The 24,639-nt window shown below is 51.0% G+C and carries 21 protein-coding genes; 18 read left to right on the top strand and 3 right to left on the bottom strand.

All coding sequences use genetic code 11. From position 1 onward, the window contains the following. The 13 genes from PVOR_RS27260 to PVOR_RS27205 all read left to right on the top strand — a co-directional run bounded on the left by PVOR_RS27260 (position 1) and on the right by PVOR_RS27205 (position 13,220). On the top strand, positions 1 to 1,107 hold the full coding sequence (locus PVOR_RS27260) for an ABC transporter ATP-binding protein (protein ID WP_006212794.1): 1,107 nt from the start codon (positions 1 to 3) through the stop codon (positions 1,105 to 1,107). 26 nt (positions 1,108 to 1,133) lie between these two features. Continuing rightward, positions 1,134 to 1,742 carry a hypothetical protein gene (locus tag PVOR_RS27255; RefSeq protein WP_006212793.1) on the top strand — a complete coding sequence of 203 codons (609 nt, stop codon included), beginning with the start codon at positions 1,134 to 1,136 and terminating at the stop codon, positions 1,740 to 1,742. An 84-nt stretch (positions 1,743 to 1,826) separates the two neighbouring features. Next, complete coding sequence (locus tag PVOR_RS27250) at positions 1,827 to 3,005, top strand: DUF1343 domain-containing protein (RefSeq protein ID WP_006212791.1); 1,179 nt, start codon at positions 1,827 to 1,829, stop codon at positions 3,003 to 3,005. A gap of 3 nt (positions 3,006 to 3,008) precedes the next feature. Next, a complete protein-coding gene (locus PVOR_RS27245) occupies positions 3,009 to 4,199 on the top strand; it encodes an anhydro-N-acetylmuramic acid kinase (RefSeq protein ID WP_006212789.1) in 1,191 nt (396 codons plus the stop codon). Between the two features lie 165 nt (positions 4,200 to 4,364). Continuing rightward, positions 4,365 to 5,828 (top strand): FAD-linked oxidase C-terminal domain-containing protein, encoded by a 1,464-nt coding sequence (locus PVOR_RS27240; RefSeq protein ID WP_006212788.1) that lies wholly within the window; start codon positions 4,365 to 4,367, stop codon positions 5,826 to 5,828. 15 nt (positions 5,829 to 5,843) lie between these two features. Next, positions 5,844 to 7,247, top strand: a complete 1,404-nt coding sequence (locus PVOR_RS27235; protein WP_006212787.1) for a (Fe-S)-binding protein — start codon at positions 5,844 to 5,846, stop codon at positions 7,245 to 7,247. Between the two features lie 213 nt (positions 7,248 to 7,460). Then, positions 7,461 to 8,036 carry a class I SAM-dependent methyltransferase gene (locus tag PVOR_RS27230; protein WP_006212786.1) on the top strand — a complete coding sequence of 192 codons (576 nt, stop codon included), beginning with the start codon at positions 7,461 to 7,463 and terminating at the stop codon, positions 8,034 to 8,036. 97 nt (positions 8,037 to 8,133) lie between these two features. Further along, on the top strand, positions 8,134 to 8,757 hold the full coding sequence (locus tag PVOR_RS27225) for a hypothetical protein (protein ID WP_006212785.1): 624 nt from the start codon (positions 8,134 to 8,136) through the stop codon (positions 8,755 to 8,757). Between the two features lie 311 nt (positions 8,758 to 9,068). Continuing rightward, complete coding sequence (locus PVOR_RS27220; RefSeq protein ID WP_006212784.1) at positions 9,069 to 9,854, top strand: TerC family protein; 786 nt, start codon at positions 9,069 to 9,071, stop codon at positions 9,852 to 9,854. Between the two features lie 540 nt (positions 9,855 to 10,394). Beyond that, on the top strand, positions 10,395 to 11,141 hold the full coding sequence (map, locus tag PVOR_RS27215; protein ID WP_006212783.1) for a type I methionyl aminopeptidase: 747 nt from the start codon (positions 10,395 to 10,397) through the stop codon (positions 11,139 to 11,141). 47 nt (positions 11,142 to 11,188) lie between these two features. Then, the gene (locus PVOR_RS30870; RefSeq protein ID WP_006212782.1) at positions 11,189 to 11,344 is read left to right on the top strand and encodes a hypothetical protein; all 156 of its coding nucleotides are present in this window, start codon (positions 11,189 to 11,191) and stop codon (positions 11,342 to 11,344) included. A 147-nt stretch (positions 11,345 to 11,491) separates the two neighbouring features. Then, positions 11,492 to 12,304, top strand: coding sequence for a pyridoxine/pyridoxal/pyridoxamine kinase (gene pdxK / locus PVOR_RS27210; RefSeq protein WP_036643640.1), 813 nt, complete (start codon positions 11,492 to 11,494; stop codon positions 12,302 to 12,304). Positions 12,305 to 12,563: 259 nt separating this feature from the next. After that, on the top strand, positions 12,564 to 13,220 hold the full coding sequence (locus PVOR_RS27205; RefSeq protein WP_006212780.1) for a YqaA family protein: 657 nt from the start codon (positions 12,564 to 12,566) through the stop codon (positions 13,218 to 13,220). A gap of 127 nt (positions 13,221 to 13,347) precedes the next feature. On the opposite strand, the gene PVOR_RS27200 is transcribed toward PVOR_RS27205, so the two are convergent. Beyond that, entirely contained in the window at positions 13,348 to 13,968 is a 621-nt protein-coding gene (locus PVOR_RS27200) for a hypothetical protein (RefSeq protein ID WP_006212779.1), read from the bottom strand. A 311-nt stretch (positions 13,969 to 14,279) separates the two neighbouring features. Here PVOR_RS27200 and PVOR_RS27195 point away from each other — a divergent pair, with 311 nt between their 5' ends. Both PVOR_RS27195 and PVOR_RS27190 read left to right on the top strand, forming a co-directional pair. Further along, positions 14,280 to 15,269: a PAS domain S-box protein gene (locus tag PVOR_RS27195; protein ID WP_006212778.1), complete on the top strand. Its 990-nt coding sequence runs from the start codon at positions 14,280 to 14,282 to the stop codon at positions 15,267 to 15,269. 145 nt (positions 15,270 to 15,414) lie between these two features. Then, positions 15,415 to 16,638 (top strand): MFS transporter, encoded by a 1,224-nt coding sequence (locus PVOR_RS27190; RefSeq protein WP_040681059.1) that lies wholly within the window; start codon positions 15,415 to 15,417, stop codon positions 16,636 to 16,638. Positions 16,639 to 16,787: 149 nt separating this feature from the next. Here the strand turns inward: PVOR_RS27190 and rnjA are convergent, their stop codons facing one another. Then, positions 16,788 to 18,506 (bottom strand): ribonuclease J1, encoded by a 1,719-nt coding sequence (gene rnjA, locus PVOR_RS27185; RefSeq protein ID WP_006212775.1) that lies wholly within the window; start codon positions 18,504 to 18,506, stop codon positions 16,788 to 16,790. Between the two features lie 185 nt (positions 18,507 to 18,691). Here rnjA and PVOR_RS27180 point away from each other — a divergent pair, with 185 nt between their 5' ends. Together PVOR_RS27180 and PVOR_RS27175 are read left to right on the top strand one after the other, a co-directional pair. Continuing rightward, positions 18,692 to 19,408 (top strand): YqcI/YcgG family protein, encoded by a 717-nt coding sequence (locus PVOR_RS27180; protein WP_006212774.1) that lies wholly within the window; start codon positions 18,692 to 18,694, stop codon positions 19,406 to 19,408. A gap of 304 nt (positions 19,409 to 19,712) precedes the next feature. Continuing rightward, positions 19,713 to 21,134: a glycosyl hydrolase family 18 protein gene (locus tag PVOR_RS27175; RefSeq protein WP_234973112.1), complete on the top strand. Its 1,422-nt coding sequence runs from the start codon at positions 19,713 to 19,715 to the stop codon at positions 21,132 to 21,134. Here the strand turns inward: PVOR_RS27175 and PVOR_RS27170 are convergent. Beyond that, positions 21,129 to 22,007, bottom strand: coding sequence for a helix-turn-helix transcriptional regulator (locus PVOR_RS27170; RefSeq protein WP_006212772.1), 879 nt, complete (start codon positions 22,005 to 22,007; stop codon positions 21,129 to 21,131). The genes PVOR_RS27175 and PVOR_RS27170 overlap by 6 nt on opposite strands. 200 nt (positions 22,008 to 22,207) lie before the next feature. Between PVOR_RS27170 and yicI the strand changes: the two genes are divergently transcribed. Beyond that, positions 22,208 to 24,538: an alpha-xylosidase gene (gene yicI, locus PVOR_RS27165; RefSeq protein WP_006212771.1), complete on the top strand. Its 2,331-nt coding sequence runs from the start codon at positions 22,208 to 22,210 to the stop codon at positions 24,536 to 24,538. Positions 24,539 to 24,639 lie beyond the last annotated feature (101 nt).

Here is a 24,639-nt window from a genome sequence, read left to right as displayed (position 1 = left end):
ATGGCACGCGTAGAATTCCGTAATATACGAAAAGAATTTGTAGACGACAACAAAGGGACCTTTACCGCTGTAGCGGGGTCGGACTTTGTAATTCATGATAAAGAGTTTGTGGTATTTGTCGGTCCTTCCGGCTGCGGCAAAACCACTTCGCTGCGCATGATTGCCGGGCTTGAGCGTCAAACATCCGGTGACATCCTCATCGGCGACCGGGTGGTAAACAATCTCCATCCGAAAGACCGGGATATCGCCATGGTGTTCCAGGATTACGCCCTGTATCCCCATATGACAATTCGCGAGAATCTCTCCTTCGGTTTGAAGAATCTGAAGAAACCTAAAGAATATATTGAGCAAAAGGTATCACAGGCCGCCTCCATTCTCGGCCTGGAGTCGATGATTGATCGGAAGCCGCGCGAGCTGTCCGGTGGACAGCGTCAGCGCGTTGCGGTGGGCCGGGCGATTGTACGCGATCCGCAGGTGTTCCTGTTTGATGAGCCGCTCTCGAACCTGGATGCGAAGCTTCGCGTGCAGATGCGCGTGGAGCTGTCCGAGCTGCATAAACGTCTTGAGGCAACCATTGTATACGTAACGCATGATCAGGTTGAAGCGATGACACTCGGCGAGCGGATTGTCGTGATGAACAACGGGATTATTCAGCAGATTGCATCACCAACGGAGCTGTATGCGAATCCGCAAAACATGTTTGTTGCCGGTTTTATCGGATCTCCGCCGATGAACTTTATCGATGTGCATAAGGAAGGAAACGTGCTTCGGATGGAGGGCGGCGAATTTGTCATTCCCGATTCCATGGCGGCTGCGCTGAGCAAATACGAGAATGAGCATCTCATTCTGGGCATGCGTCCCGAGCATATTACGGGTGAGGATATACCGGTCATCTCGAATCTGGACTATACGTATTCAACCAAGGTACAGGTCGTTGAACATCTGGGCTCGGAGAATCTGGTGTATTTCCGAGTTGGCAACCGGACCGTTACCGCGAAGGTTCATCCCGAAACGACAGGTTATCCGGGCATGGAGAAAACATTCATTTTCAATTTTGATAAAGTGCATTTCTTCGATCCTGAGACGGAACAGCGTATTGATTGGTAAACAACGACGAAGAGGAGAGGAAATCTATGCGCAAGCTGAATGATGTGTTGAAAAAGACAGGGGTTGAGGTTTACCGCGAAATTACGGCGGTGGCCTTATACAGCATGATAACCTCGCTGATCCTCGTGGTTGTCGTGATGTTTGTGCCGCTGATGGCGGCGCTACTGCTGCTGCCGGTGCTGTATATGCCGTTGTTCTACGGGGTTTGTTATGCTTACCATCGCAAGACGGAACGGGGCAAGTCCAGGCTCAAGGACGTGTTCCAAGGCGCGCTTAAAGGCCTCGGGCCTGCTGTGGTTATGGGCTTCTTCTTCGTAGTGATGGCACTGATTCTGTGGTCCACCTGGTGGTATTACGGAGGCAAAGAGGGAATCGGCTATCTCGCGATCGGTGTATTCCAGACCTATTTTGTCATCATGGCGCTCATCTCCCAATTCTACACCTTTCAGCTTGTCATTCAGGAAGGGATGGGCATCTTTAAAGCGATGGCCTACAGCGTCAAGTTGTTCCTGAAGTTTCCGGGCTATACGCTTGGAGCAAGCTTTCAAGCCTTCTGCGTTGCGATTCCACTGGTCCTTACCGTGGTTGGTTTTGGATTCCTCTTTAACGGTCATGTGGGCGATATACCAGCATAAGGTTACGTATAATGTACTGAATCCGGAAGAGGCCAAGCCGGCAGAAGACGGTATTGCAGCCTCGGAAGCGAGAGGTGTAAGCGTATGATGAGGGGTAACATGCGGAGCGGAATTGATGTCCTGCCGGGATTATCGCATGAGAAAATCACAGGCTGTCGCCTTGGCGTCATCACGAATCCGACGGGGCTCACGTCGGATTTTCGTTCATCTATTGAGGTGATTGCAGGCTTGCCGAATTCGGAATTGACGGCTTTGTTTGCTTGTGAGCATGGGCTGCGCGGTCAGCTTCAGGCAGGCAAACACGTGGAGGATGAAGTAGATCCGGTATACGGTGTTCCTGTGTACAGCCTGTACGGCTCCCGGCGTAAGCCGGATGCCGATATGCTGAAGAATGTCGATACCGTCATCTTCGATATTCAAGACCTCGGTGTGCGTTTCTACACCTATATGACCACCCTGCTGTATGTCATGGAGGCATGCGCCGAACATGGCAAGAGTCTGCTCGTTCTGGACCGGCCGAATCCGCTCGGCGGGGAACGCTGCGAAGGCGGCTTGCTGCAGCCGGGATACGAATCGATGGTGGGCGGATGGCAGATACCGATTTGCACCGGGATGACCATCGGTGAATTTGCGCGTATGGCTAACGAGATGCGGGGAACCGGCTGTGATCTGGATGTCATTGGGCTGGAAGGTTGGACCCGCAGGATGGACTACACCGAGACGGGGCTTCCGTGGGTGCTGCCTTCCCCGAACATTCCCACGATGGATACGGTTCGCCTCTACAGCGGAACCTGCTTCTTCGAAGGGACCAATCTTTCGGAAGGCAGAGGCACGACCCGGCCATTTGAATGGATCGGTGCTCCGTGGATCGACGGCGAGGAGCTGGCCAAGGCGTTTAACGCCTATCGACTTCCAGGCATCCATGCCCATCCCATGTTCATGACACCAACCTTCTCGAAGCATCAGGGTGAAGGATGTGGAGGCGTGATGCTGTTCATGACGAAGCCATCTGAAGTGGAGGCTGTACGTACTGGGCTTACGCTTCTGCATCTGGTCAGCCGGATGTACCCGGAGGAGTTCCGGTGGCTTACTCCGCCGGTAGGACGCAATCGATATTTTATTGATTTGCTCACAGGAAGCGAGGATGTCCGAAGGCACATCCATGAAGAAGCCGGACTTCAGCGTATTGCTGCGCAGTGGGCCCGGGAATCGGAACAGTGGAGAACGATGAGGGCTCCTTACCTGCTGTATGGGGAGGCGTAGGCGATGATGTTCTCACCATGGAAGGATGGAAGGCCGACCGTTGTGGTCGGCTTGATGTCCGGCACTTCGCTGGATGGCATCGATGCTGCGATTGTCCGCATAGAGGGAAGCGGCCTTGCAGCCTCGGTTGAGCTCTTGCATTACTACAGTAAGGCATATGAGCCGGAGCTTCGTCAGCGGCTGCGTGATTTGTGCGTGGAAGCGAATTCGAACAGTGCTCTAATATGCAATATGAATGCGTTCCTCGGTTATCAGTTTGGAGCGGCTGTTCTGGAAGCGGTTGCCGATGCGGGCATGCATGTCGATGAAGTGGATCTGGTCAGCTCTCACGGACAGACCATCTGGCATCAGCCGGTACCGGAACAAGGCGACCCGTATGCTGTCGCGTCGACTTTGCAGATCGGCGATATCTCTGCTATTGCCAAGCATACCGGCAAGCTCGTGGTCGGGGACTTTCGTCCCGCGGACATGGCGGTCGGGGGCCAAGGCGCACCGTTTGCTCCGTATGGGGATTGGATATTATTCCGTCACCCGGAGCGTGGAAGGCTGCTGCAAAACATCGGCGGGATCGGCAATTGCACGGCGCTGCCCGCAGGGGCGGATCCTTCGGATCTGCTGGCCTTTGATACCGGACCCGGCAATATGGTTATAGACGCTGTGGCCCACATCCTGTCCGGAGGGCGGTTGTTGTATGACGACGGAGGTAATTGGGCTGCCCAAGGCAAGCCGGACCGCGTTTTATTGGACGAAATGCTGGCCCATTCTTACTTCGGCACCCCGCCGCCCAAATCAACGGGGAGGGAGTTGTTCGGCCACAGTTATGCGGTTTCGTTTCTGGAACAAGCCAAGCTGCGCAAGCTGTCGGACGAGGACGCAATGGCAACGGCAACGGCTTTTACAGCTCATTCCATTGCTGACAGCTATGAGAACTATGTTTTCCCCCGTCACGGGATCGATGAAGTGATTGTGACCGGTGGAGGAGCCCGCAACAAGACATTGCTCTCCATGTTAGGCGAGTTATTGCCGGGGCAGAAGGTGATGACCTCCAGAACGCTGGGGTTTGATGACGATGCCAAGGAAGCCGTGATCTTTGCACTGCTTGGCAATGATTTCATGCTCGGCGTTCCCAACAATCTGCCTGCAGCTACTGGAGCGTTTCGCCCAACCGTGATGGGAAAGCTGGCGCTGCCCTAGTGGGAGAAGCAAGCCTGAATTTCTCTAGCTTAGGAAGAGGGACGATGGGCTCGATGCCGTTCCTATAATTGATATTCAAGCATCAGGACGGAAAGCGTATTTAACTTCGTGAGAAGCAAGGGGAATTTATCGTAGTAAAGCCCGTAATGGGAGGGGGAATGAAATGTGCTGGAATCGGTTATTCGCGAGTTGTTGATCAAAGTGGTTGGCGGGAAGTGGTTCAAGGACGATCCGGAAAGCCTGGTTTCTTACAGTTATGATGCTACCCCGCTATATCAAGCGATGCCGGACGGGGTGATTTTTCCCGAAAGCACGCAGCAGGTATCCGACATTGTCAAAATTTGTTCAAAGCATCGGATACCCGTCATTACACGAGGTGCAGGAAGCAATCTGTGCGGCGGCACCATTCCGCTTCAGGGCGGGCTGGTGGTGGTCATGACTCGAATGAACAAGCTGCTGGAGATCGATTCGGATAATCTGACCGCGACCTTCCAGACCGGTCTGAATACAAAGCAGTTTCATCTGGCGGTTGAACGGACCGGGTTGTTCTACCCGCCGGATCCAAGCAGTATGATCATCTGTACGATGGGCGGCAATATTGCCCTGGGGGCTGGCGGACTGCGCGGTTTGAAGTACGGCACCACCAAGGATTATGTCCTGGGGTTGGAGGCTGTATTGCCGGATGGCAGCATCCTGCGTACAGGCGGCAAGCTGGTGAAGGATGCGGCAGGGTATGATCTGACCCGACTATTGGTAGGATCGGGCGGAACGTTAGCCATACTCACAGAAGCAACGGTTAAATTAATTCCGAAGCCTTCTTACAGGAAAGCGATGGTCGCCGTTTATGATGACCTCCATGCGGCTGCCCGAACGGTTTCGAACATTATAGCCCATCATATTTTTCCGTGTACGCTGGAATTTATGGATCAGCCCACACTTCAGGTGGTCGAGGATTTTGCCAAAATCGGACTGCCGGTTCACGCTAAAGCGATGCTGGCTATAGAACAGGATGGCAACGCCGATGATGTGGAGCGGGATTTGAAGCAGCTGGAGGAAATATGTCTTGCATCGGGTGCGGTGCAGCTGAATATCGCCAAGACTCCGGAGGAAGGGGCGAAGGTGATGGAAGCCAGACGGAGTGCGCTCGCAGCGCTATCCCGTCTGCGGCCCACAACGATATTGGAGGATGCTACGGTTCCCCGTTCGAAGATTGCGGATATGGTGCTTGAGGTTCAGCGAATCGCTCAGAAATATGATGTGCAGATCTGCACATTCGGTCATGCCGGGGATGGCAATCTGCATCCGACCGCGATGACGGATGCACGGGATCCGGAAGAGATTCACCGCGTGGAACAGGCCTTCGCCGAAATCTTTGAAGTGGCCATTGCGATGGGCGGCACCATTACCGGGGAGCATGGCGTTGGGATCGTGAAAGCACCTTACTTGGAATGGAAGGTGGGCGAAGCCGGCATCAAGATGATGAAATCCATCAAGGATGCGATCGACCCGCATCAGATCATGAACCCGGGCAAGCTGTTCGCGGAAACGAGAAAGCGGATCATTTATCAGGATCGAACGGAAGCTGTAGGACGGACGACAACGCAGGATGAGGAGATTCAAACACCGTGAGGGGAGCGAGAGCGCATGAATTCAACCCATGAGAAGCTGGCCCAAGCGCTGAAGCTGACGCTGGATGAGGATCAGCTGACAAACTGTATGCGCTGCGGATTTTGCCAGACCGCTTGCCCAACATTCATCGAGACGGGACTTGAGGCGGCCTCCCCCCGTGGGCGGATTGCACTTATGAAAGCCGTTGTTGATGGCTTGATGGAGCCGGATGAAAGCTTCCGTAGCCAGATGGATCTGTGTCTGGGCTGCAGAGCCTGTGAGCCAGCTTGTCCTTCGGACGTGAAGTACGGCCAATTGATCGAGCAGACCCGGGCTGCCATTGCTGCGGAGAAGCCGTATTCGATGCCTGTGCGAATCGTCCGCAAGACCTTCCTGCAAGGGGTGTTCCCGCATCGCAGAAGGCTGAAGCTGATTGGCAAGACGCTTTCCTTCTATCAGAAATCAGGGCTGCAGAAGTTTGCCCGAAACTCAGGGGCCATGAAGCTGTTTCCCGACCATCTTCAGCAGCTTGAGCAGGCACTGCCTGATGTATCGGGCGATGGCCTGGAAGAGCTGTGGAGCAAGGCGGGCTTTCCTTACCGGCGTGAAACGACTGGCAGTGGTTCAGGGCTCATGGTTATTCCAGCGGCAGGAGATACGGTTGGCCGGGTGGGCATGTTCCGGGGCTGCATTATGGATGTTATGTTTGCACCTACGAACGTAAATACCGTGCGACTGCTCCGTCAGGCCGGGTTCGAAATCGTCATACCGGAGGAGCAGGTATGCTGCGGAGCACTGCATGCCCATGCGGGTGAGATGGGTGATGCCAAGCAGCTGGCCGGTCGAAATATTTGGGCTTTCGTGGAAGCGAACGTTGATTATATCGCAAGCAATGCGGGGGGATGCGGTGCCTTGCTGAAGGAATACGATCATCTGATGCATGCGGAACCGGATGAGCGTCTTTCGCAAGCGGCGGTCCGTTTTGCAGATCAGGTGAAGGATATCTCCGAGCTGCTGCACAACCTGGGCAGGCCGCTTGAGCCGATCCATGCGGAAGCCGGGAAGGACGATGCGGCGGTTGCCGTCACCTATCAGGATTCCTGTCACCTGCGCAACGTGATGAGGGTGCAGGAAGAGCCGCGCCAACTGATGTCGCAGCTTCCGGGCGTGCAATTGTGCGAGCTTCAGGGGGCAGAGGTATGCTGCGGTTCCGCTGGCATATATAACCTGACCCAGACGGAAATGTCGACAACGCTGCTGGACCATAAGATGGAGCATGTGGAAGCTACCGGGGCCAAGGTCATTGTGACTTCTAATCCGGGCTGCCTGCTGCAAATGAAGTGGGGTATCAAGCGTGCCGGTTTGCAAAATGGCATAGAGGCCGTTCATCTCGCAGATTTCCTGGCAAAGCAGGTACGAATGGAGGATCAACTCGATTAATTGTACGAATGGGTGTCCCCGTGGTCAATGATGATCATGGGGATGCCCTTTTCGTTTTGGGCATAACCGGTTTACATCATCAACGAACAACGGTATGGTAACCTCAGGAAGACGTATGGTAGCCACAGGAAGGGTGGACTCTATGTCCCCTACAGAATTTGTATTTATGTGCTTACGTATGAAATGCAATGATACAAGGAGGGAAACAACAAGATGAAGGAAAGCTTTGATAAGACACTCATAGACCGATTGGAAAGTCCGGAAAGAAAGAGGGAGCTGCCCGCATCTTCGCTGCTTGAGAGGCTGCAGGTGAGTGGAGAGGTGGATGTGCTGGATATTGGAGCAGGCACCGGATATTTTTCCATACCGGCCGCTGCGCTAACGACAGGCACCGTATATGCTCTGGATACCGAGCCAGCCATGCTGCAAATGATGCGGGATCGTGTACGGGAGCAGGGGTTAACGAATGTCAACGTCATGGAAGGGATCGTGGAAAAGCTACCGTTCCAAGAGGGAACGATGGATCGTGTCATCGCTTCCCTCATTCTTCACATCACGGATGAACTGGAGGAGTCCATTCAACAGATTGCACGAGTCTTGCGCCCGGGCGGACGCTGCTTATGCCTGGAATGGCAGGAGGATCCATCGGAGCAGCGGGTTCCTCGTCCGAACCGGATCGACCCGTATGTCATGAAGAACCTGTTGGAGCAAGCGGGGCTGAAGGTGGAGAACATCGAGTACCCAACAGAACGACACTATTTGATGGTAGCCAGTAAACAGCCTGTATGATGCGACCTATAAATCTCTTGCCGGATCGTCCTTCCTTTTATAGACCAACGGGAACATTTTAGAGGAGAGAGACGTCTAGGGATTGAGGTGATCCTTTATGAGAAATTTCACGGTCATGATCCTGCTTAGCTGTTTGCTGCTGCTTGTGAGTGTATATGCTGTAAAACCAACGGATGTATTCGCCTGTTCTTGCGCTGGACCGCCTACGGTTCCGGAAGGCTTGGAACGGAGCGCTGCTGTATTTGCTGGCAAAGTGACTAAGATGGTTGGCCCGAAGCCAAAGCTGGTGATGTCCTCTACAGATCCGGTCGTTGTGACGTTTGAGGTAACTGAGGTATGGAAAGGGGAGTTGCCACTTAAGACGGAGCTTACAACGGCGATATCTTCAGCCAGCTGTGGTTATGATCAGTTTGCGGTGGGAAGTGAATTTTTGGTGTTCGGTTATGTACGCTCCGGTCAGCTGCAAACAGGGCTGTGCGACGGAACGAAGCTCCTCTCTGCGGCAGGTAAGGAACTAACCGAGCTTGGCAAGGGGTATTCTCCACAAGAAATACCTAAATCAGGGGATACAGGGGAGAACGCCCTTCCCGAGGAAGTCCCTGCAAGCGAAGATCAGGGGGCAGGTCAGTCGCCGTTACTGCAGCCTTTCTTGTGGGGAGCTGCAGTCGTTCTCGCAGTTGTACTGATGGTCTATGCCTGGAGGAAGAAAAGAGAAGTGTAAACGGAATGTAAAATTTTCGGAAATCTATTGGCGCCATTATACAGCCATGCTATAATCCATTTATTCAAGTAAAGGGGAGTAGCAGCCTCAGCAAAGTCGTCAATTCGTGACACGTAACGTGTCTCCGGCTTTGTTGGCAACGAAAGTTGTTTGCGAGACCTTTGCCGATTCGGTAAAGGTTGTTATTCCTGTGAGCTATTTCTGGGTATGATACCTTTATCGCCGATTTTCGGGATAAAGGTTTTTTTTGTTTCCTTCAACCTTTTTAAAACGGAATCGGAACATTTCATAACAAGAAGGAGAGAATGCGTTTGGAAATGGGACTATTGCTTGAATATGGATGGGTACTGATTGTGCTGATTGGACTCGAGGGTATCCTCGCAGCCGATAATGCACTTGTCATGTCCATCATGGTCAAACATTTGCCGGAGGATAAGCGGAAGAAGGCGTTGTTTTACGGATTGGCAGGAGCTTTTGTATTCCGTTTTGCCTCGCTATTCATTATTTCGTTCTTGGCAGATGTCTGGTACGTACAGGCTATCGGAGCCTTCTACCTGTTGTATATCAGTATCAATCATATCGTTAAACAGTTCTTTGTGAAGAAGAAGAAACATCTGAAGGAAGCTGAGACGAAGACCGAAAAATTCTGGGTTACCGTATTGAAGGTAGAGCTTGCGGATATTGCCTTTGCAGTCGATGCGATTTTGGCAGCCGTTGCGCTTGCCTTGACGCTTCCAGAGACCAACCTGCCGAATATCGGGGGGATGGACGGCGGACAATTCCTGGTTATTCTCACAGGCGGAATCATCGGCCTCATCATCATGCGATTTGCGGCGTCGTATTTCGGAAGGCTGCTGGTCAGAAGACCCGGCTTGGAAACGGCAGCTTTCCTGATCGTGGGCTGGGTAGGGATTAAGCTGGCCGTGTATACGCTCGCGCATCCTGATATCGCTGTACTGGAGAAGACATTTCCGAAGAGCACGGGCTGGAAGCTTGTATTCTGGGGAGTGCTGATCCTGATTGCGGTTCTTGGCTGGTTCCTGTCCAAGGAGAAGAGCGATATGACCGATGAGGAACGGAAACAAGTGGAAAGCTAAGTACCTGGATCCATTTGATATAATAAAGCATAGGAAAAAAGAAAGGATTTGTGATCTCGCGTGTAAAATTATCGTTTCTGCGCATCCTTAATGTATATTTTATTTTATGAGGAGAAACGATTGTCTTGGTTAAATGAAGTTTTAAATGGGGAAAATGGATGCCTGCTTTTATTCTGCTCATGGCTATAGAGAGTCATATGACCTCCTGGATTACGGCAGAGTTGAAGCTGCCCCCGAGAATACAAAATGTATACGCAGCGGCTCTTGTACCTGTTACGTTTAAATCGGAGGGCAGATATTCATAACGGAAATGTTTGAGGTTACCTTAGCTTAAGAGTAGAATAAGATGATGTAGGGCGCTTCAGCTTTTCTTTTTGGAATATACGATTTAAGAAGAAAGCAGATACATCTTGTGCTTGTGAATCAGCCTTATTGGCAGGGGAGTATGGAGGGCAGGTGCCTGTCCTTGGCTCTCCAGCCAGCTAAGGCTTTTTGATTTGGATAGGAGATAACAGCATTTGAAAAAAGGAGTGAGCAGGATTGATAATCCTCAAAACACAAGAACAAATCGCCAAGATGAATAAGGCTGGAGACATTCTTGCCGAATGTCATCGGCAGATTGCGCAGATGATAAAGCCGGGCGTGACAACACTGGAGATTGACCAGTTCGTGGAGCGTTTCCTGGCAGAGCGAGGTGCGACCCCGGAGCAGAAGGGATATCACGGATATCCCTTTGCCACCTGCGCGTCGGTCAACGATGTGATTTGCCATGGCTTCCCGAGCCATGAACCGTTAAAGGACGGAGATATCGTTACCATCGACATGGTAGTGAAGTATGATGGCTGGCTTGCCGATTCCGCTTGGTCTTACCCGGTAGGCAGCGTATCTGAGGAAGCACAGCACCTGCTCGATGTGACCAAGAAATCCTTGTATCTCGGGATTGAGCAGGCAGTGGTCGGCAATCGGATCGGTGATATCTCTCACGCCATTCAGTCCTATGCAGAGTCGCAAAATTTATCGGTGGTTCGCCACTTCGTAGGGCACGCAATCGGCGAGAACATGCACGAGGAGCCGCAGGTTCCGCATTACGGCCCACCCAATCGGGGGACACGGCTTAAAGAGGGCATGGTCATTACCATCGAGCCGATGCTTAATCTGGGAACGTACCAATGCAAGATTGACTCAGACGGATGGACGGCAAGAACGGTGGACGGCAAATGGTCAGCTCAATATGAGCATACTCTGGCCATCACGAAGGATGGCCCGGTGATTCTGACGGAACAATAAGTTTCTCCTCCACTCCATAGGGCTAATGCCTAGCGGGAGTGGGGGAGATGTACAAGCTGCAAGAACTCTCACGATGCTCCAACGGAGCAGGCGGAATTGTTCTGGAGAAGCGAAGCGTTCGCCTGAAAGCTTTCCAGAGGAAAGCTGGCATCGGAAGCATAGGCTCATCCGGATTTCAACGATTTATTCGTGATTCAGAATGAAATCTGGGGGTAACAGCGATCGGAAGAACAATCCGCATGCGGAGTGATGCAGCATCTTTCAGAATTCGTCAGCATCTGCGAATAGACGCCAATAAGATCTTTTCATATAATAGAATCATCATTTTACAAGCGAAGGGAACATGGAACATGACGATACGTAAAGCACTAACAGTAGCGGGCTCGGATACGAGCGGCGGTGCTGGCATCCAGGCCGATCTGAAGACGTTTCAGGAATTTGACGTATACGGTATGACCGCTCTCACCACCATTGTCTGCATGGAACCAAAAACATGGGATCATCAGGTTTTCCCGGTGGCGCTCGATATCGTGGAAACACAGCTGAAAACAGTGCTTGAAGGCATCGGCATTGATGCAATGAAGACCGGAATGCTCGGCTCTGTTGAGATTATTGAACTTGTCTCCCAATATATCGATCGCTATGACTTGAAACGGATTGTCATCGATCCGGTCATGGTATGCAAGGGAACAGATGAGGTGCTGCAGCCGGAAAATACGGAAGCGATGCTGGAATTCCTTCTTCCGCGTGCCGATCTGGTAACGCCAAATCTGTTCGAAGCGTCCCAATTGGCGAAATCCGGTCCGATCACGTCCCTGGATCAGATGCAGGAAGCTGCCGCCATCATTCACGAGCGCGGCGCGAAGAATGTGCTGATTAAGGATAGAGGCAAAATTCGCGAAGGAAAAGCGATGGACCTGCTCTATGATGGAAAGAACTTTGAATGGTTTGAAGCCGATACCATCGTGACGAAGTATACTCACGGTGCAGGCTGTACGTCATCGGCATCCATTACAGCGAATCTTGCCAAGGGATTGACCGTGCGCGAGTCGGTACAGCAAGCGAAGGCCTTCATCACGCAGGCGATTTCAAACGGCTTCCCGCTGAATGATTTTGTGGGTCCGACAAGACATTCGGCACATCGCAGTATATCTGCAAATTAAACAAAATACATTTTTTTGCAAGCTTATTCATTTTTGATTCCGGCTTGCACAATGTGACGAGAAACCTTTCTTTCTGCAAGAAAGGTTTTTTTGTTGTTAGTTGAATTCGATGCATATACTATATAGGAGCAAAGGCATGCTTCTTTATTCACGTATTTCCGCAGGGCTGGAGTGGCTTAGGTCCTTTCCAGTATAATTATGTGCTATAATTTATAAAGGGTCTGATAGAAACAGGAAGAAAATATTTAGGGGTTGAGACATGTTTCAGGTCATTTTGGATTTTTTGAAGAGTTTTGGTCCATGGGGATTGTTTATTCATTCATTTGCTGATGCTGTAATTTTTCCGATACCCGCCTTTTTTCTGCAAGTTTCGCTAAGTATTGTTCATCCGCAGGATGCACTTTGGCTTGCAACTTATGGTTTTATCGGGTGCTTGCTGGGAACGCCATTTGGTTATTTAATCGGAAAGCTGCTTGGGAAGTCGGTATTATACAAGATTTTGAAAAAAGAGTGGATTGACGCTGCAACGAACATGTTTCAGAAAAACGGCGAGGCGGCCATATTGATTGGTTCCTTTACGCCGGTTCCCTTTAAGGTGTTCACCATCCTTTCAGGTTGTTTGAACTTCCCGTTATGGAGGCTCCTGGCGTATGCTGCGATTGGCAGAGCCACCAAGTTTTATGTGGTAGGTACTTTGTTTTACCTGTATGGCAACGCGGCCGAAGGTATGGTTAAGGACGTATCCTTGTATATTGCGCTTATTGCCGTTCCGCTTCTGTTAGTCGGCGTGTATTTCAACCGTAAACGCAAGCGCAAGAAAATGGAGCAGCAGAAGCTGGCTGAAGCGAATTTAACTGTTGTGGAGAAGACACCAGTTGTTCTGGATCAAACCTCGGATCAGACTCCATCAGCCTAAACCTGAGCACGACGTCGGGGAAATCCCGTGAAGAACATATAAAGAAGCAGCCGGGCGATCGCCCGGCTGCTTTTTTTTTCCAAGATGTTATAGGTTCCTATTTATATCATAGCTAAACATTTCGGTATTAACCCGTTTTCCCGATTCGGAAGAACTTGCCTCTGCCTTTGGTTGTTGCAGGAGCAAAGGTCGGCGTCGGGGACAGCGGGGAGGTCATTTCTTGAGCAAGATAACCATGAAGAGGACCGTGATAGATTTCATTCAACTGCGGTGAATGGGCGAAATCTTCTGGCGTTACCAAGTGACAAGGTTTGTTCACAGGCCGCAGGCCTGCTTGCTCGAGAACGGTAGCGACAAAGTGAGAGCAGAAGAAAGCATCATCACGATCAATATGAATCCGAAACAATATACCCAGCAGCCCTAGCAGATTATATTTGTAGCGGTTCTGATCACGCATCATCTCTTTGACAAGATTGTGCATGCGTTGATAGTCCTCATTACTGACGCGGCAGCGGTAAACGGCGCATTCCGAGGTGTAGAAGAATGGAGCGCGCAAATTCTCGCGAACCAAACCGCCATCAAACGGATTGTTTGCCTTCTTTCGGCCAAAGCTGTACACTTCGCGTAATTCGGAATCAAACGCAATGGATGCATGGTTTAGTGGGGCCTTCGTGAAATATTGGATCATTCTGCTGAACCAGGTGCCCGTGCCTGTAAGCACAATCCAAATATCTTGTTCCGTGTACATACTCGCAAACTCCTTTGTTAACGGTCCTAACGACTAGCAATTGTAAATGACTTGCTTTCTTTCACAATAAACGAAAAAGCGATGGCGTTCAAGTCAAAAAATACCATTTTCTCTCAGTTTCACTAGAATAGCTCTGGTATTGACACCATATATTAGAAACTCCATAACAATATATTCGCCTTATGTCCAAATTATCCTTTGGTTTGCTTTATTTATATTTTCTAATATAGAGAAGAGGAGAGGAGAAGCAAACCTATATCTCGAAATATGTAAAACGATTTGAACAACGAAGGACAAGGAGGATCTCCACGATGATGAATAGTGAATGTCTCAACTATGATTTTATGGTTCAGGCGGTTGAAGTTGCGCCGATCGGAACGGTATTCATCGATTCTGAGGGGAGCATTATCAAGATCAATCCCGCTGCTTGTGTCATATTAGGGTATGAGGCGGAGGAATGTCTGTACCATCCGTACTATCATTGGATTTATCCGGAAGACGTGAATAAGGACAGGGAACGACTGGAGAAATTAGTGTCGGGTAAGGCCCTTTCCCTGCAAATGGAGAAGAGGTTGTTACATAAAAAAGGCGATATCAAGTGGGTATCCTGCAGGTTAAGCATGGCCCATAGCAGAGATGGAAGAACGCTCGGCTACATAGCTCACTTTACGGATATCACCGATTTAAAGCGAGCCGCCCATCAGGAAGAGGAGAGGCTGATTCAGTCCGATAAGTTGTCGATGGCCGGGCAGCTTGCGGCAGGTATCGCCCACGAAATCCGAAATCCGATGACCTCCATCAAAGGATTTGTCCAATTAATTCGATCCGGTGCAGGTCGGAAGGATCAATATTTCGATATTATCTCTTCAGAGATCGAACGGATTGAGCTGATTGTCAGCGAGCTTCTGTTCCTGGCAAAGCCGCAGAGTGTGAAATTCGAACGTACGGATATCCGGCAGCTCCTGGAGCAGGTGATAACACTCTTGAATACACAGGCTATTATACATAACGTTGAGATCATCACGGATTTCGGAGCGCACGAGGCCAGCGTGGATTGCGATGTGAACCATCTGAAGCAGGTGTTTATTAATTTTATCAAAAATGCGGTGGAGTCCATGCCAGATGGCGGGGAGCTGACCATTCGGCTGGGAAGAGGCGAAGGCCATACCATCGCCATCCATTTCATTGACAATGGCTGCGGGATTCCCGAGTCTATTCTCTCCCGTCTGGGTGAGCCCTTTTTTACGACCAAGGAGAAAGGGAACGGCTTGGGATTCATGATCAGCAAAAAAAATGATTGAGGATCACAAGGGGGAGGTTCATGTTTCCAGCAAGCTTCAGGTAGGTACAACCATCACTGTGATCTTGCCGATGGCATAATCCAGCTTGACCAGACGTATTGTTCGCTCTACATTATAGAAAGATATAGGAGAGGGGGCGGTCAATATGGGCAACATGCAATTATTAAAAGAGCCGAAGCGGCGCAAGCTACTGTTCAGCGCGGGACTCAGCTGGATGTTTGATGCGATGGATGTCGGAATGATTTCGTTTGTTGTCGCAGCGCTGGCAACCGAATGGTCGCTAAGCTCGCAGCAGGTTGGAATCCTGACGAGTACAACGTCGATCGGAATGGTATTTGGCGCGGCGATGGCTGGGTTTTTGGCGGACAAATACGGACGGAAGAACATTCTGCTCTGGACGCTGCTCATATTCTCGATAGCGAGCGGCCTTTCCGCGCTGGCTACCGGTTTTATTATGTTGTGTTTTATGCGCTTTATCGCCGGCTTTGGACTTGGCGGAGAGCTTCCGGTTGCATCTACCCTGGTGTCGGAAAGCATGCCGGCAAATGAACGGGGAAGAGCGGTTGTACTGCTGGAGAGCTTCTGGGCAGCGGGCTGGATTTTATCCGCACTTATCGCCTATTTTGTCATCCCGGATTACGGCTGGCGGGCAGCCTTTGTGATTGGAGCTCTGCCTGCTTTCTATGCACTCTATCTGCGGCGTGCGATTGAGGATTCGCCAAGGTATATACAGCAGAAGGCAAAGATGGCCACGAAGGTGACCTTAAGACAGCGGGTAGCCTCGGTCTGGTCGGTCGAACATCGGCGTACAAGCATTATGCTGTGGGTGCTGTGGTTTACAGTCGTATTTTCCTACTACGGTATGTTTCTGTGGCTTCCGACGGTTATGGTGGACAAAGGCTTCAGTCTGGTCAGGAGCTTTCAGTACGTGCTGATCATGACACTTGCCCAATTGCCAGGATATTTTACAGCCGCCTACTTTATTGAGAAGTTTGGACGGAAGTTTGTTCTGGTTACATACTTGGTGCTTACGGCTCTAAGTGCAATCTGGTTTGGCTATGCCAATACGGAAGCATCACTTCTTGCTGCGGGGATTTCCCTGTCATTCTTCAATCTGGGGGCATGGGGCGGACTCTATGCCTACAGTCCGGAGCTCTACCCGACGAAAGTACGTTCAACAGGGGTTGGGCTGGCGACGTCCTTCGGACGGATTGGCGGCGTGATTGCGCCGCTTCTCGTCGGTGTGCTGAAGCAGAACGGGACCAGCATTGAGTTCATCTTCGTGATGTTCTTTGTGACCATTCTAATCGGGGCTGCGGGGGTATTGATTCTTGGAAAAGAAACAAAAGGGCTGGAGCTTGCGGATTAAGTAATCAGCATCGCAAGCAGCGATAGCTGTTCTGTTATTCACAGCAAGGAACTGAATGTAAGAAAAGGGTGGACCCACAAAGGTATGAAATACCTTGGGTCCACCCTTTTTGTATGGTGATTCTGTTCATGCGGCAGGGCGTGAAGCGTTTATATTTCCATAATGGAAGGCATAATGTACGGGCTTCGGCCCAGCTCCCGCTTGAAGTAACGGTTAAGCGTGTTGTTGGTCATCTGCTCCCAAGCCGCGCGGTTGTATTCACGCTGCTCTCCGGCCTTGTTCAGCTGTTTGCGCAGCATGGCTTCTGCGCGGCGGAGAAGAGGTTTGGAATCCTGCATATAGACAAAACCGCGGGTGATCAGCTCCGGCCCGGACATCAGCTTGCGTGTTTCGCGATTGATGGTAATGGCAACGATGACAACGCCATCGTGAGCGAGCTGTACCCGCTCTTCAAGCAATTCCTTTTCATGAGTGCGAAGCTCACCGTTATTAATATAGACGTCTCCGGAAGGGATGTTCCGGCCTTTCCGCGCGTAGTTGCGGAACAGGGACAGCGTATTTCCGATGTTCATCAAGTAAACGTTGCTGTCAGGAACACCAACCTGCACGGCCAGATGACGGTGATTGAGCATCATCCGGTACTCCCCGTGAATCGGTACGAAATATTTAGGACGCAAACTGCTGATCATCAGCTTGAGATCTTCGCGGCAGCCGTGACCCGAGGTGTGAATATCGAGAATGGATCCGTATTTGACCTCTGCTCCGGCCCGCATCAAGAGATCGATGCTGCGGTTTACATTCTGGGTGTTTCCGGGAATCGGCGAGGAGGAGAAAATGACGGTGTCCTCCGGATGAATTTGAATGGAACGATGGGCACCTGAGGCGATACGGGTCAGTGCCGCATTGGGCTCGCCCTGACTGCCTGTACAAATAATTAGCACCTGGTCGTCCCGATAACGGTTAGCGGCTTTGGCATCGATAAACATGCCGTCAGGGACGCGAATATAACCGAGTTCTTGTCCGATGACAAATACCTTCTCCATACTACGGCCGACAATCGCGATTTTGCGTCCTGTTCGGATGGCAGCCTCAACGACCTGCTGTAACCGATGGACGTTAGAAGCAAAGGTTGCGAACAAAATCCGTCCGGGACATTCCTGGAACAGACGCAGAATGGAGTTGCCCACGGTACGCTCTGAAGGCGTAAATCCGTCGCGCTCGCTGTTGGTGCTGTCGGCCATAAGGGCGAGCACGCCGCGTTTGCCAATATGCAGGATTTTATGCAGATCAGCGGGTCTATCCTCTGGCGTAAAATCAAATTTAAAGTCCCCGGTATGTACGATCGGACCGTATGGGGTTTCTACCACGACCCCGAAGGCATCCGGAATGCTGTGGGTGGTTCTGAAGAAATGAACGGAAAGATGACGGAATGAGATGGTTTCGTCTTCATGAAACACACGCAGATCGCTTTGGTCCAGCAGACGATGCTCTTCCAGCTTCGCACGAACCAATCCGATGGTCAGCGCCCCGCCATAAATCGGCATCTGGATTTGACGAAGGACATAAGGAATAGCCCCGATATGGTCTTCATGGCCATGGGTCAGAAACAGACCCTTCACTTTGTGTTTGTTATCGATTAAATAACGGATATCCGGAATGATGTAATCGACTCCGCTCATTTCGGCATCCGGGAATTTCAGCCCGGCATCGATGAGGATAATCTCATTCTTGAATTCCACACCGTACATGTTTTTTCCGATCTCTCCAAGCCCCCCCAGCGCAAAGATGCGCACAGGCGGAGCGGATGGCCTCGGTTTTTTGGCAGGCTTGGCAGTTTGAATCTGATCTGTTAGCAGGGGTTTAGACATAATGTGAAAGAATCCTCTCTATGGTAATTAAGGCAGAAGCCTGGTCATTTTATATTTCTTCTCTACTTAAGATATCAGAAAGTTCAAGCTTCGTGAAACGCTTTTCGAAATTCATTTGGATTTCGGCCGGGACAGTCACCCATTTTTATCCACTCTTATATGCTGTAGAAAGAGGAGGACTGGTGATGAGCGGTTTAATGAGGTTGGAAGATATGGATGCTATTCATGGATTACCGGAGGACTGGCAGCGAGAAGCGATAATAAAGCTAACCGAGAAAATGACGGACCGTTCCGCCAAATTCCCCTGTATTCCGGCAGTGCAGGGACATGTGCTGAAGCATTTTAGATATGGCTTTATTAATCAGGGCGAATCGCAGGAGGCAGCGGGACAACTGGCCTCACTGCTGCATGAGTTCGGACTCGGCTCCAGAGATTTTGGGCCGTATACTTCACTTGTCGTGTTGATCAACACGGAACATAGCAGGAATGACTTGGCAGGCGTCGAGTACTATGAGCGTTTATTCTGGCAGCTGCTAAGCCGAACAACCGAATACGACGCAGAACCTTGGCCGGAGGGTCTCCCCGAGGAGCCTTCGGAACATCTGTGGGAATTTTGTTATGCAGGCGAGCCTTATTTTGTGTATTGCGGCACACCCGCGCATGAGCTTCGTCAGAGCAGATATTTCCCTTATATGATGCTTGCCTTCACGCCCCGCTGGGTTCTGCAGCAGTTCAATGCCCGGGAAGGGCAAGCAGAACGAACAAAGGCCATGATTCGCCAGCGGTTAAAGTTCTATGGGGCGGAGGATAATTATGAATGGAAGCAATATTTTCTGCGGGATAACACAGAATCGCTGTCAAAATGTCCGTTTGCAAGGCTCCACAAGGAGATCAACAGATAACAAGAAATAACACACTGCTATCATCATACCCTAAATTGTAGTAAGGGTTAACCAAGCTTATCCATTCAAGGCCGTTATTTTGCGAAAATTTGCAGAGTGACGGCTTTTTATTGGAATTATGGATTCATTAGGGTGTAGGATTTTGCCCCTATATAAGTAAATCTTATCCTTTTTGTACAAAGATCCACCAAGTTACACTTAAAGTGCGTTTTATAATTTCATTGGTATAGACCTGGGGAGGTGTATGGAACGAAGCTTTTGTCAGATTTGAAAACGCTTTAATAAGAATAATGGAAGGAGTTGTATGATGATGAACAGCATGTCCAGAACCATGAGAGGTTTTATTCTCGGAATCGTTGCTGTGCTGGTATTCAGTGTATTTCCAGTGTTCAAGGCCCAAGCAGCCGAGGCTTGCACAGAGCCTGCGTGGAGCAGTTCGGCTGTGTATGGTGGAGGCAACATAGTATCCCACAATGGTCATGCGTGGAAAGCGAAGTGGTGGACGCAGGGCGAGGTTCCTGGAACGACCGGACAATGGGGCGTATGGGAGGACTTGGGGGCCTGCAATCCAGGAACACCACCAGTCGATCCGCCAGTGGATCCCCCGGTCGATCCTCCTGTGGACCCACCTGTTGATCCTCCGCTGCCTGGGAGCCGGATGTATGTTGCTTACGCGAGCTCTTGGAATACAAGCATATACGACCTGACTACGGCTAATGTTCCCAATTACATTACCCATGTCAATCTGGCATTTGTAAGACCAGATACCACGTATGCCAAAGGCTCTTATGCATTTGACCAAGCCGTTGCGGGTTTGGAATTCGTGGAAGGAGCAACAACGCCAAACGGCCAGCGTAAATTTACTTCCCAGCAGTCCCTGGACCTTCGAAACAACATCGCGGCGCTGAGAGCCCGCGGAACGAAAGCGTTCCTGTCAGTAGGAGGCTGGTCGTACAGCCAAGGCTCACAGTGGTCCGGATTCAATGCCAAGAACATTGTGGATCTGGCACAGGATTTGGGTGTGGCCGGTGTCGACATCGATTGGGAGTCCAGCGGCAGCAGCTGCAACAAAGGAACAGCCGCTCAGTTCAGCTGCTCCAAGGATGGCGAGATCGCCGGCATTATTACGAGCCTCTATAACGAGATCAATGCAAGGAATGCCAATCTTCAGATCTCCATCGCAGGATGGTCTACGGGCGCTTATTATGTGAAGGGAACGCCGTTTGAGGAAGGCAAAGTTCAATGGGGTTCCCCTTTTGGCGGCACGATGTACCGTGTCGTCAAGGATCATGGCAGCAAGATCAATTTCATTAATCTGATGTCCTACGATGGAGGCATCTACTACGATCCTCGTGAAGGATACGAATCTTATAAGGCGATATATAACGGGCCGATCAACATGGGCATGCAGATTGCACCGGAGGGCTCCGGCGGCGCTGTCCTGCAGCTAAATGCAGCACCGGGGACGGTGTATGATGCCGAGATGATGAACGGACAGAATAACATCGCAACACAGTATTATAATGTAGAAACGATGGTTAATTACATCAAGAATAAGGGAAAGGCCAATGATGGCTTCATGCTGTGGCAGCTCTGGAAACAGCGGGTGCACCAGCCTGCACCTTCGGGAGCAGCGAACGAGAACAGCGCCGGGCAGTACGTATGCCGTAATTTGCCGCTACCTGGGGATTGCAATCAGACCATACCAAGCTTACCGAAATTATAATTTCTTCCGATACTCCGATGGTGTGCAGTTCATGATCTTTCGGAATACCCGAACAAAATAACTGATGTGTCCAAATCCGACATCGAGTGCGATGTCGGATATTTTATTGTCCGGCTGCCGAAGCAGCTCTGCCGCTTGGCGAACGCGATAGGAGTTCATATAATCCACGGGGGTTTGCCCGGTCATGGATTTAAAGAACCGGCAGAATTGGCCTTCACTCATCGGAATGAGCTCTGCCAGCTCACTCAGCCGGATGGGGCGGTGGTAATGATTCTGAATGTAGAGAATCACCTTTTTTAAGCGCTCGGTCCTCGTGATATCAGCGGTCTCGCTCCGGCTTCGGTTTGCCAGCCTTCCAGTGGATGCAGCTTCAAACAACATGAGAAACAGATGTCCCTTTATAGCGGCTTCATAACCGGCAGGCTTTTGCTCCGATAACCCAATCATTTCCTTTATATGTCCAAGCAGCCTGTCATCGGTTTCGGAGGTCATCCGTCTTGGGAAGGTTGCCCTCCGCTCCTGAAACGGGATAATCATGCCCTCCTGAACAAGATCATAGTGGGGGCTTGCAAGCATGCCGAAATCGAACACCATGGCGCAGAAGCTGCACCCTTGGTCGCCCTGGGCATGTCCGGTATGGAGGTCGCCTCCGTCGATAAATATCGCTTCACCCGTCCGAACAGGAATATATTCCGAATCAATCTGAAACAGAACGTCCCCTTCCATGACGTAAAAAATTTCCGCTTCTTTATGCCAATGGGAGTCTACCACATGGGCACCGGGGGCAAAGTGATACCAGTAGGCGCCGAACGGAAACCGTTCATTCCCGTGGATGGTGCTTTCTTTTAACGATTGACGAAAAGATTGATCCATATGGAATCCCCCTTGGAAGTGGAATGCGTGAAGTGGAATTAGAATTGAAATCGAAATTGGTAAACCGATAGTTTTCGTCAATATTGTGCTATATATAGATCGAATACTGATAGTATGGGTAAAAATAGATCAGTATAATGACATTATAACGCTTACATCATAAAGTTCAATTTACCAAATATAGAAGGGCGGTATATAGCATGAAATTTACGGACGGCAACTGGCTTATCCGGGAGGGTTACTCCGTTTCGGGAGCGGTTCAGGCTTATGATTTCGCGGTAAAAGGAAACACGCTGACGGCTTATGCATCTACGGCACCCATTCCGGGAAGAGGAGCCACAATTAATGCCCAACTGATCACCGTGCAATTTCATTCGCCGGCACCCGGCGTCATCGGCGTTAAGCTGGTTCACTATGCGGGGGTACGAGATCGCGGTCCTGCATTTCAATTGTATGGGAATGAAGGTGACCACACGGTCATAGAAGAGAACGAGCAGGAGGCTGTTCTGCGCAGCGGCAATCTGAGCGTTGTGATCAGGAAGGGTCCGGAATGGTCGGTTCACTTCTATAGGGGAGGCGAGCGCATCACCGGCAGCAGGGCCAAATCCATGGCGCATATCGTGGAAGACGGCGGACAGGCCTACATGCGCGAAGAGCTGGACCTTGGCGTCGGCGAATGGGTATACGGACTTGGCGAGCGCTTCACTTCGTTTGTGAAGAACGGTCAGGCTGTGGACATATGGAACCAGGACGGCGGCACCAGCTCCGAGCAGGCCTATAAAAACATTCCATTCTACATCACGAACAAAGGATATGGTGTGTTTGTGAACCAGCCGGATCTCGTATCCTTTGAAGTAGCATCGGAAAAAGTGAAGAAGGTGCAGTTCAGTGTGCCAGGAGAGTCCCTGGAATATTTCATCATCGACGGACCGGACCCGAAAGGCGTCCTGGACAAATATACGAATCTGACGGGGAAACCGGCACTGCCGCCGGCTTGGACCTTCGGATTGTGGCTGTCGACGTCTTTTACCACGCAATATGACGAAGACACTGTAAACTCTTTTGTTGACGGTATGCTGGAGCGCAATATTCCTCTGCAGGTCTTCCACTTTGACTGCTTCTGGATGAAGGGGCTCAATTGGACGGATTTCCAGTGGGATGAAGAGGTGTTCCCTGATCCTGAAGGCATGCTGAAGCGGCTGAAAGAAAAGGGACTGAAAATTTGCGTATGGATCAACCCGTACATCGCCCAGCGCTCGCGTCTTTTTGAGGAGGGCCGTGAGAAGGGCTATCTGGTGAAAAAAGAGAACGGCGACGTTTGGCAGTGGAATCTGTGGCAGCCGGGCATGGCGCTTGTGGACTTCACGAACCCGGATGCGTGCGAATGGTACGCAGGATACCTGCGCGAGCTGACGGATATGGGCGTTGACAGTTTCAAAACAGATTTCGGTGAGCGCATTCCGACGGATGTGGTTTATTTTGACGGCTCCGATCCGCATAAAATGCACAATTATTACACCCAGTTATACAACCAAGTGGTATTCAACGTGTTAGTCGAGAAATTCGGCAAGAACGAAGCGGCGGTGTTCGCTCGCTCCGCAACGGTTGGCGGGCAGCAGTTCCCTGTGCACTGGGGCGGCGATTGTTATGCGGATTATGAATCGATGGCGGAGAGCCTGCGCGGGGGCTTGTCCCTTGGTCTCGGCGGCTTTGGCTTCTGGAGCCATGATATCGGCGGTTTCGAAAATACAGCTCCAGCGCATGTGTTCAAACGCTGGCTGGCATTCGGCCTGCTGTCCAGTCACAGCCGTCTGCATGGCAGCAGCTCCTACCGGGTGCCATGGTCTTATGACGAAGAGGCTGTTGACGTTACGCGTTTCTTCACGAAGCTGAAGAGCCGTTTGATGCCTTATTTGTTCCATACGGCTGTGCAAGCATCGGAGCAAGGCGTACCGAGCATGCGTGCCATGTTCCTGGAATTCCCGGAGGACCCGGCTGTCGAGATGCTGGATCGTCAGTATATGTTAGGGGATTCTCTGCTTGTGGCACCGGTATTCAGCGAGAAGGGGGATGTGAAGTACTACCTGCCGCAGGGCCGCTGGACGCATCTGTTAACAGGAGACACCGTGGAGGGTGGATCCTGGCGCAAGGAAACGTACGATTTCCTTGGACTGCCATTGTTTGTACGCGGCAACTCGTTTGTTGCCCTCGGTTCGAATGATGCCCGTCCGGAATATGACTATGCAGACGGTGTAGAGCTTGGTTTATATGCGCTGGAAGACGGCAGCGAGGCATCCGTCACGGTTCGCAGCATGAGCGGAGAGAGCGAGCTGGTCGTGCGGGCCGTACGCGCAGGAAACCGCATTGACTTTACGGTGGTGGAAGGCAGCGGCAAGCCATTCTCCGTGAGGCTGCACGGGACAGGAGCCGTGTCATCCGTCGAGGGCTCAGGGGCGAGTCTGCAAGAGGGTCAGATTCAAGTAGAAGCAGGACAACCAGCGGTGAGCTTCTCAGCAGTGCTGGCAGTATAAGAGTACAACACTTGTCTGTAGAGGTTTCTGGCATGAAGTAGAAGGTTTGCTTATTAAGGAAAAAAACATAGCGAAGATAAGCCCGGACCAGCCTTGTGTTG

Origin of the sequence: Paenibacillus vortex V453 (assembly GCF_000193415.1) — a bacterium.
GTDB lineage: Bacteria > Bacillota > Bacilli > Paenibacillales > Paenibacillaceae > Paenibacillus_AQ > Paenibacillus_AQ glucanolyticus.
The sequence above is the reverse complement of the archived record's forward strand: the minus strand, read 5'-3'. Positions and strand labels throughout refer to the sequence as shown.

Excerpts from the sequence above, each read along its gene's own strand:
- PVOR_RS27260 (WP_006212794.1), top strand. The coding sequence starts at position 1 with ATGGCACGCGTAGAATTCCGTAATATACGAAAAGAATTTGTAGACGAC.
- PVOR_RS27255 (WP_006212793.1), top strand. The coding sequence starts at position 1,134 with ATGCGCAAGCTGAATGATGTGTTGAAAAAGACAGGGGTTGAGGTTTAC.
- PVOR_RS27250 (WP_006212791.1), top strand. The coding sequence starts at position 1,827 with ATGATGAGGGGTAACATGCGGAGCGGAATTGATGTCCTGCCGGGATTA.
- PVOR_RS27245 (WP_006212789.1), top strand. The coding sequence starts at position 3,009 with ATGATGTTCTCACCATGGAAGGATGGAAGGCCGACCGTTGTGGTCGGC.
- PVOR_RS27235 (WP_006212787.1), top strand. The coding sequence starts at position 5,844 with ATGAATTCAACCCATGAGAAGCTGGCCCAAGCGCTGAAGCTGACGCTG.
- PVOR_RS27230 (WP_006212786.1), top strand. The coding sequence starts at position 7,461 with ATGAAGGAAAGCTTTGATAAGACACTCATAGACCGATTGGAAAGTCCG.
- PVOR_RS27225 (WP_006212785.1), top strand. The coding sequence starts at position 8,134 with ATGAGAAATTTCACGGTCATGATCCTGCTTAGCTGTTTGCTGCTGCTT.
- PVOR_RS30870 (WP_006212782.1), top strand. The coding sequence starts at position 11,189 with ATGTACAAGCTGCAAGAACTCTCACGATGCTCCAACGGAGCAGGCGGA.
- pdxK (WP_036643640.1), top strand. The coding sequence starts at position 11,492 with ATGACGATACGTAAAGCACTAACAGTAGCGGGCTCGGATACGAGCGGC.
- PVOR_RS27205 (WP_006212780.1), top strand. The coding sequence starts at position 12,564 with ATGTTTCAGGTCATTTTGGATTTTTTGAAGAGTTTTGGTCCATGGGGA.
- PVOR_RS27200 (WP_006212779.1), bottom strand. The coding sequence starts at position 13,968 with ATGTACACGGAACAAGATATTTGGATTGTGCTTACAGGCACGGGCACC.
- PVOR_RS27195 (WP_006212778.1), top strand. The coding sequence starts at position 14,280 with ATGATGAATAGTGAATGTCTCAACTATGATTTTATGGTTCAGGCGGTT.
- PVOR_RS27190 (WP_040681059.1), top strand. The coding sequence starts at position 15,415 with ATGGGCAACATGCAATTATTAAAAGAGCCGAAGCGGCGCAAGCTACTG.
- rnjA (WP_006212775.1), bottom strand. The coding sequence starts at position 18,506 with ATGTCTAAACCCCTGCTAACAGATCAGATTCAAACTGCCAAGCCTGCC.
- PVOR_RS27180 (WP_006212774.1), top strand. The coding sequence starts at position 18,692 with ATGAGCGGTTTAATGAGGTTGGAAGATATGGATGCTATTCATGGATTA.
- PVOR_RS27175 (WP_234973112.1), top strand. The coding sequence starts at position 19,713 with ATGATGATGAACAGCATGTCCAGAACCATGAGAGGTTTTATTCTCGGA.
- PVOR_RS27170 (WP_006212772.1), bottom strand. The coding sequence starts at position 22,007 with ATGGATCAATCTTTTCGTCAATCGTTAAAAGAAAGCACCATCCACGGG.
- yicI (WP_006212771.1), top strand. The coding sequence starts at position 22,208 with ATGAAATTTACGGACGGCAACTGGCTTATCCGGGAGGGTTACTCCGTT.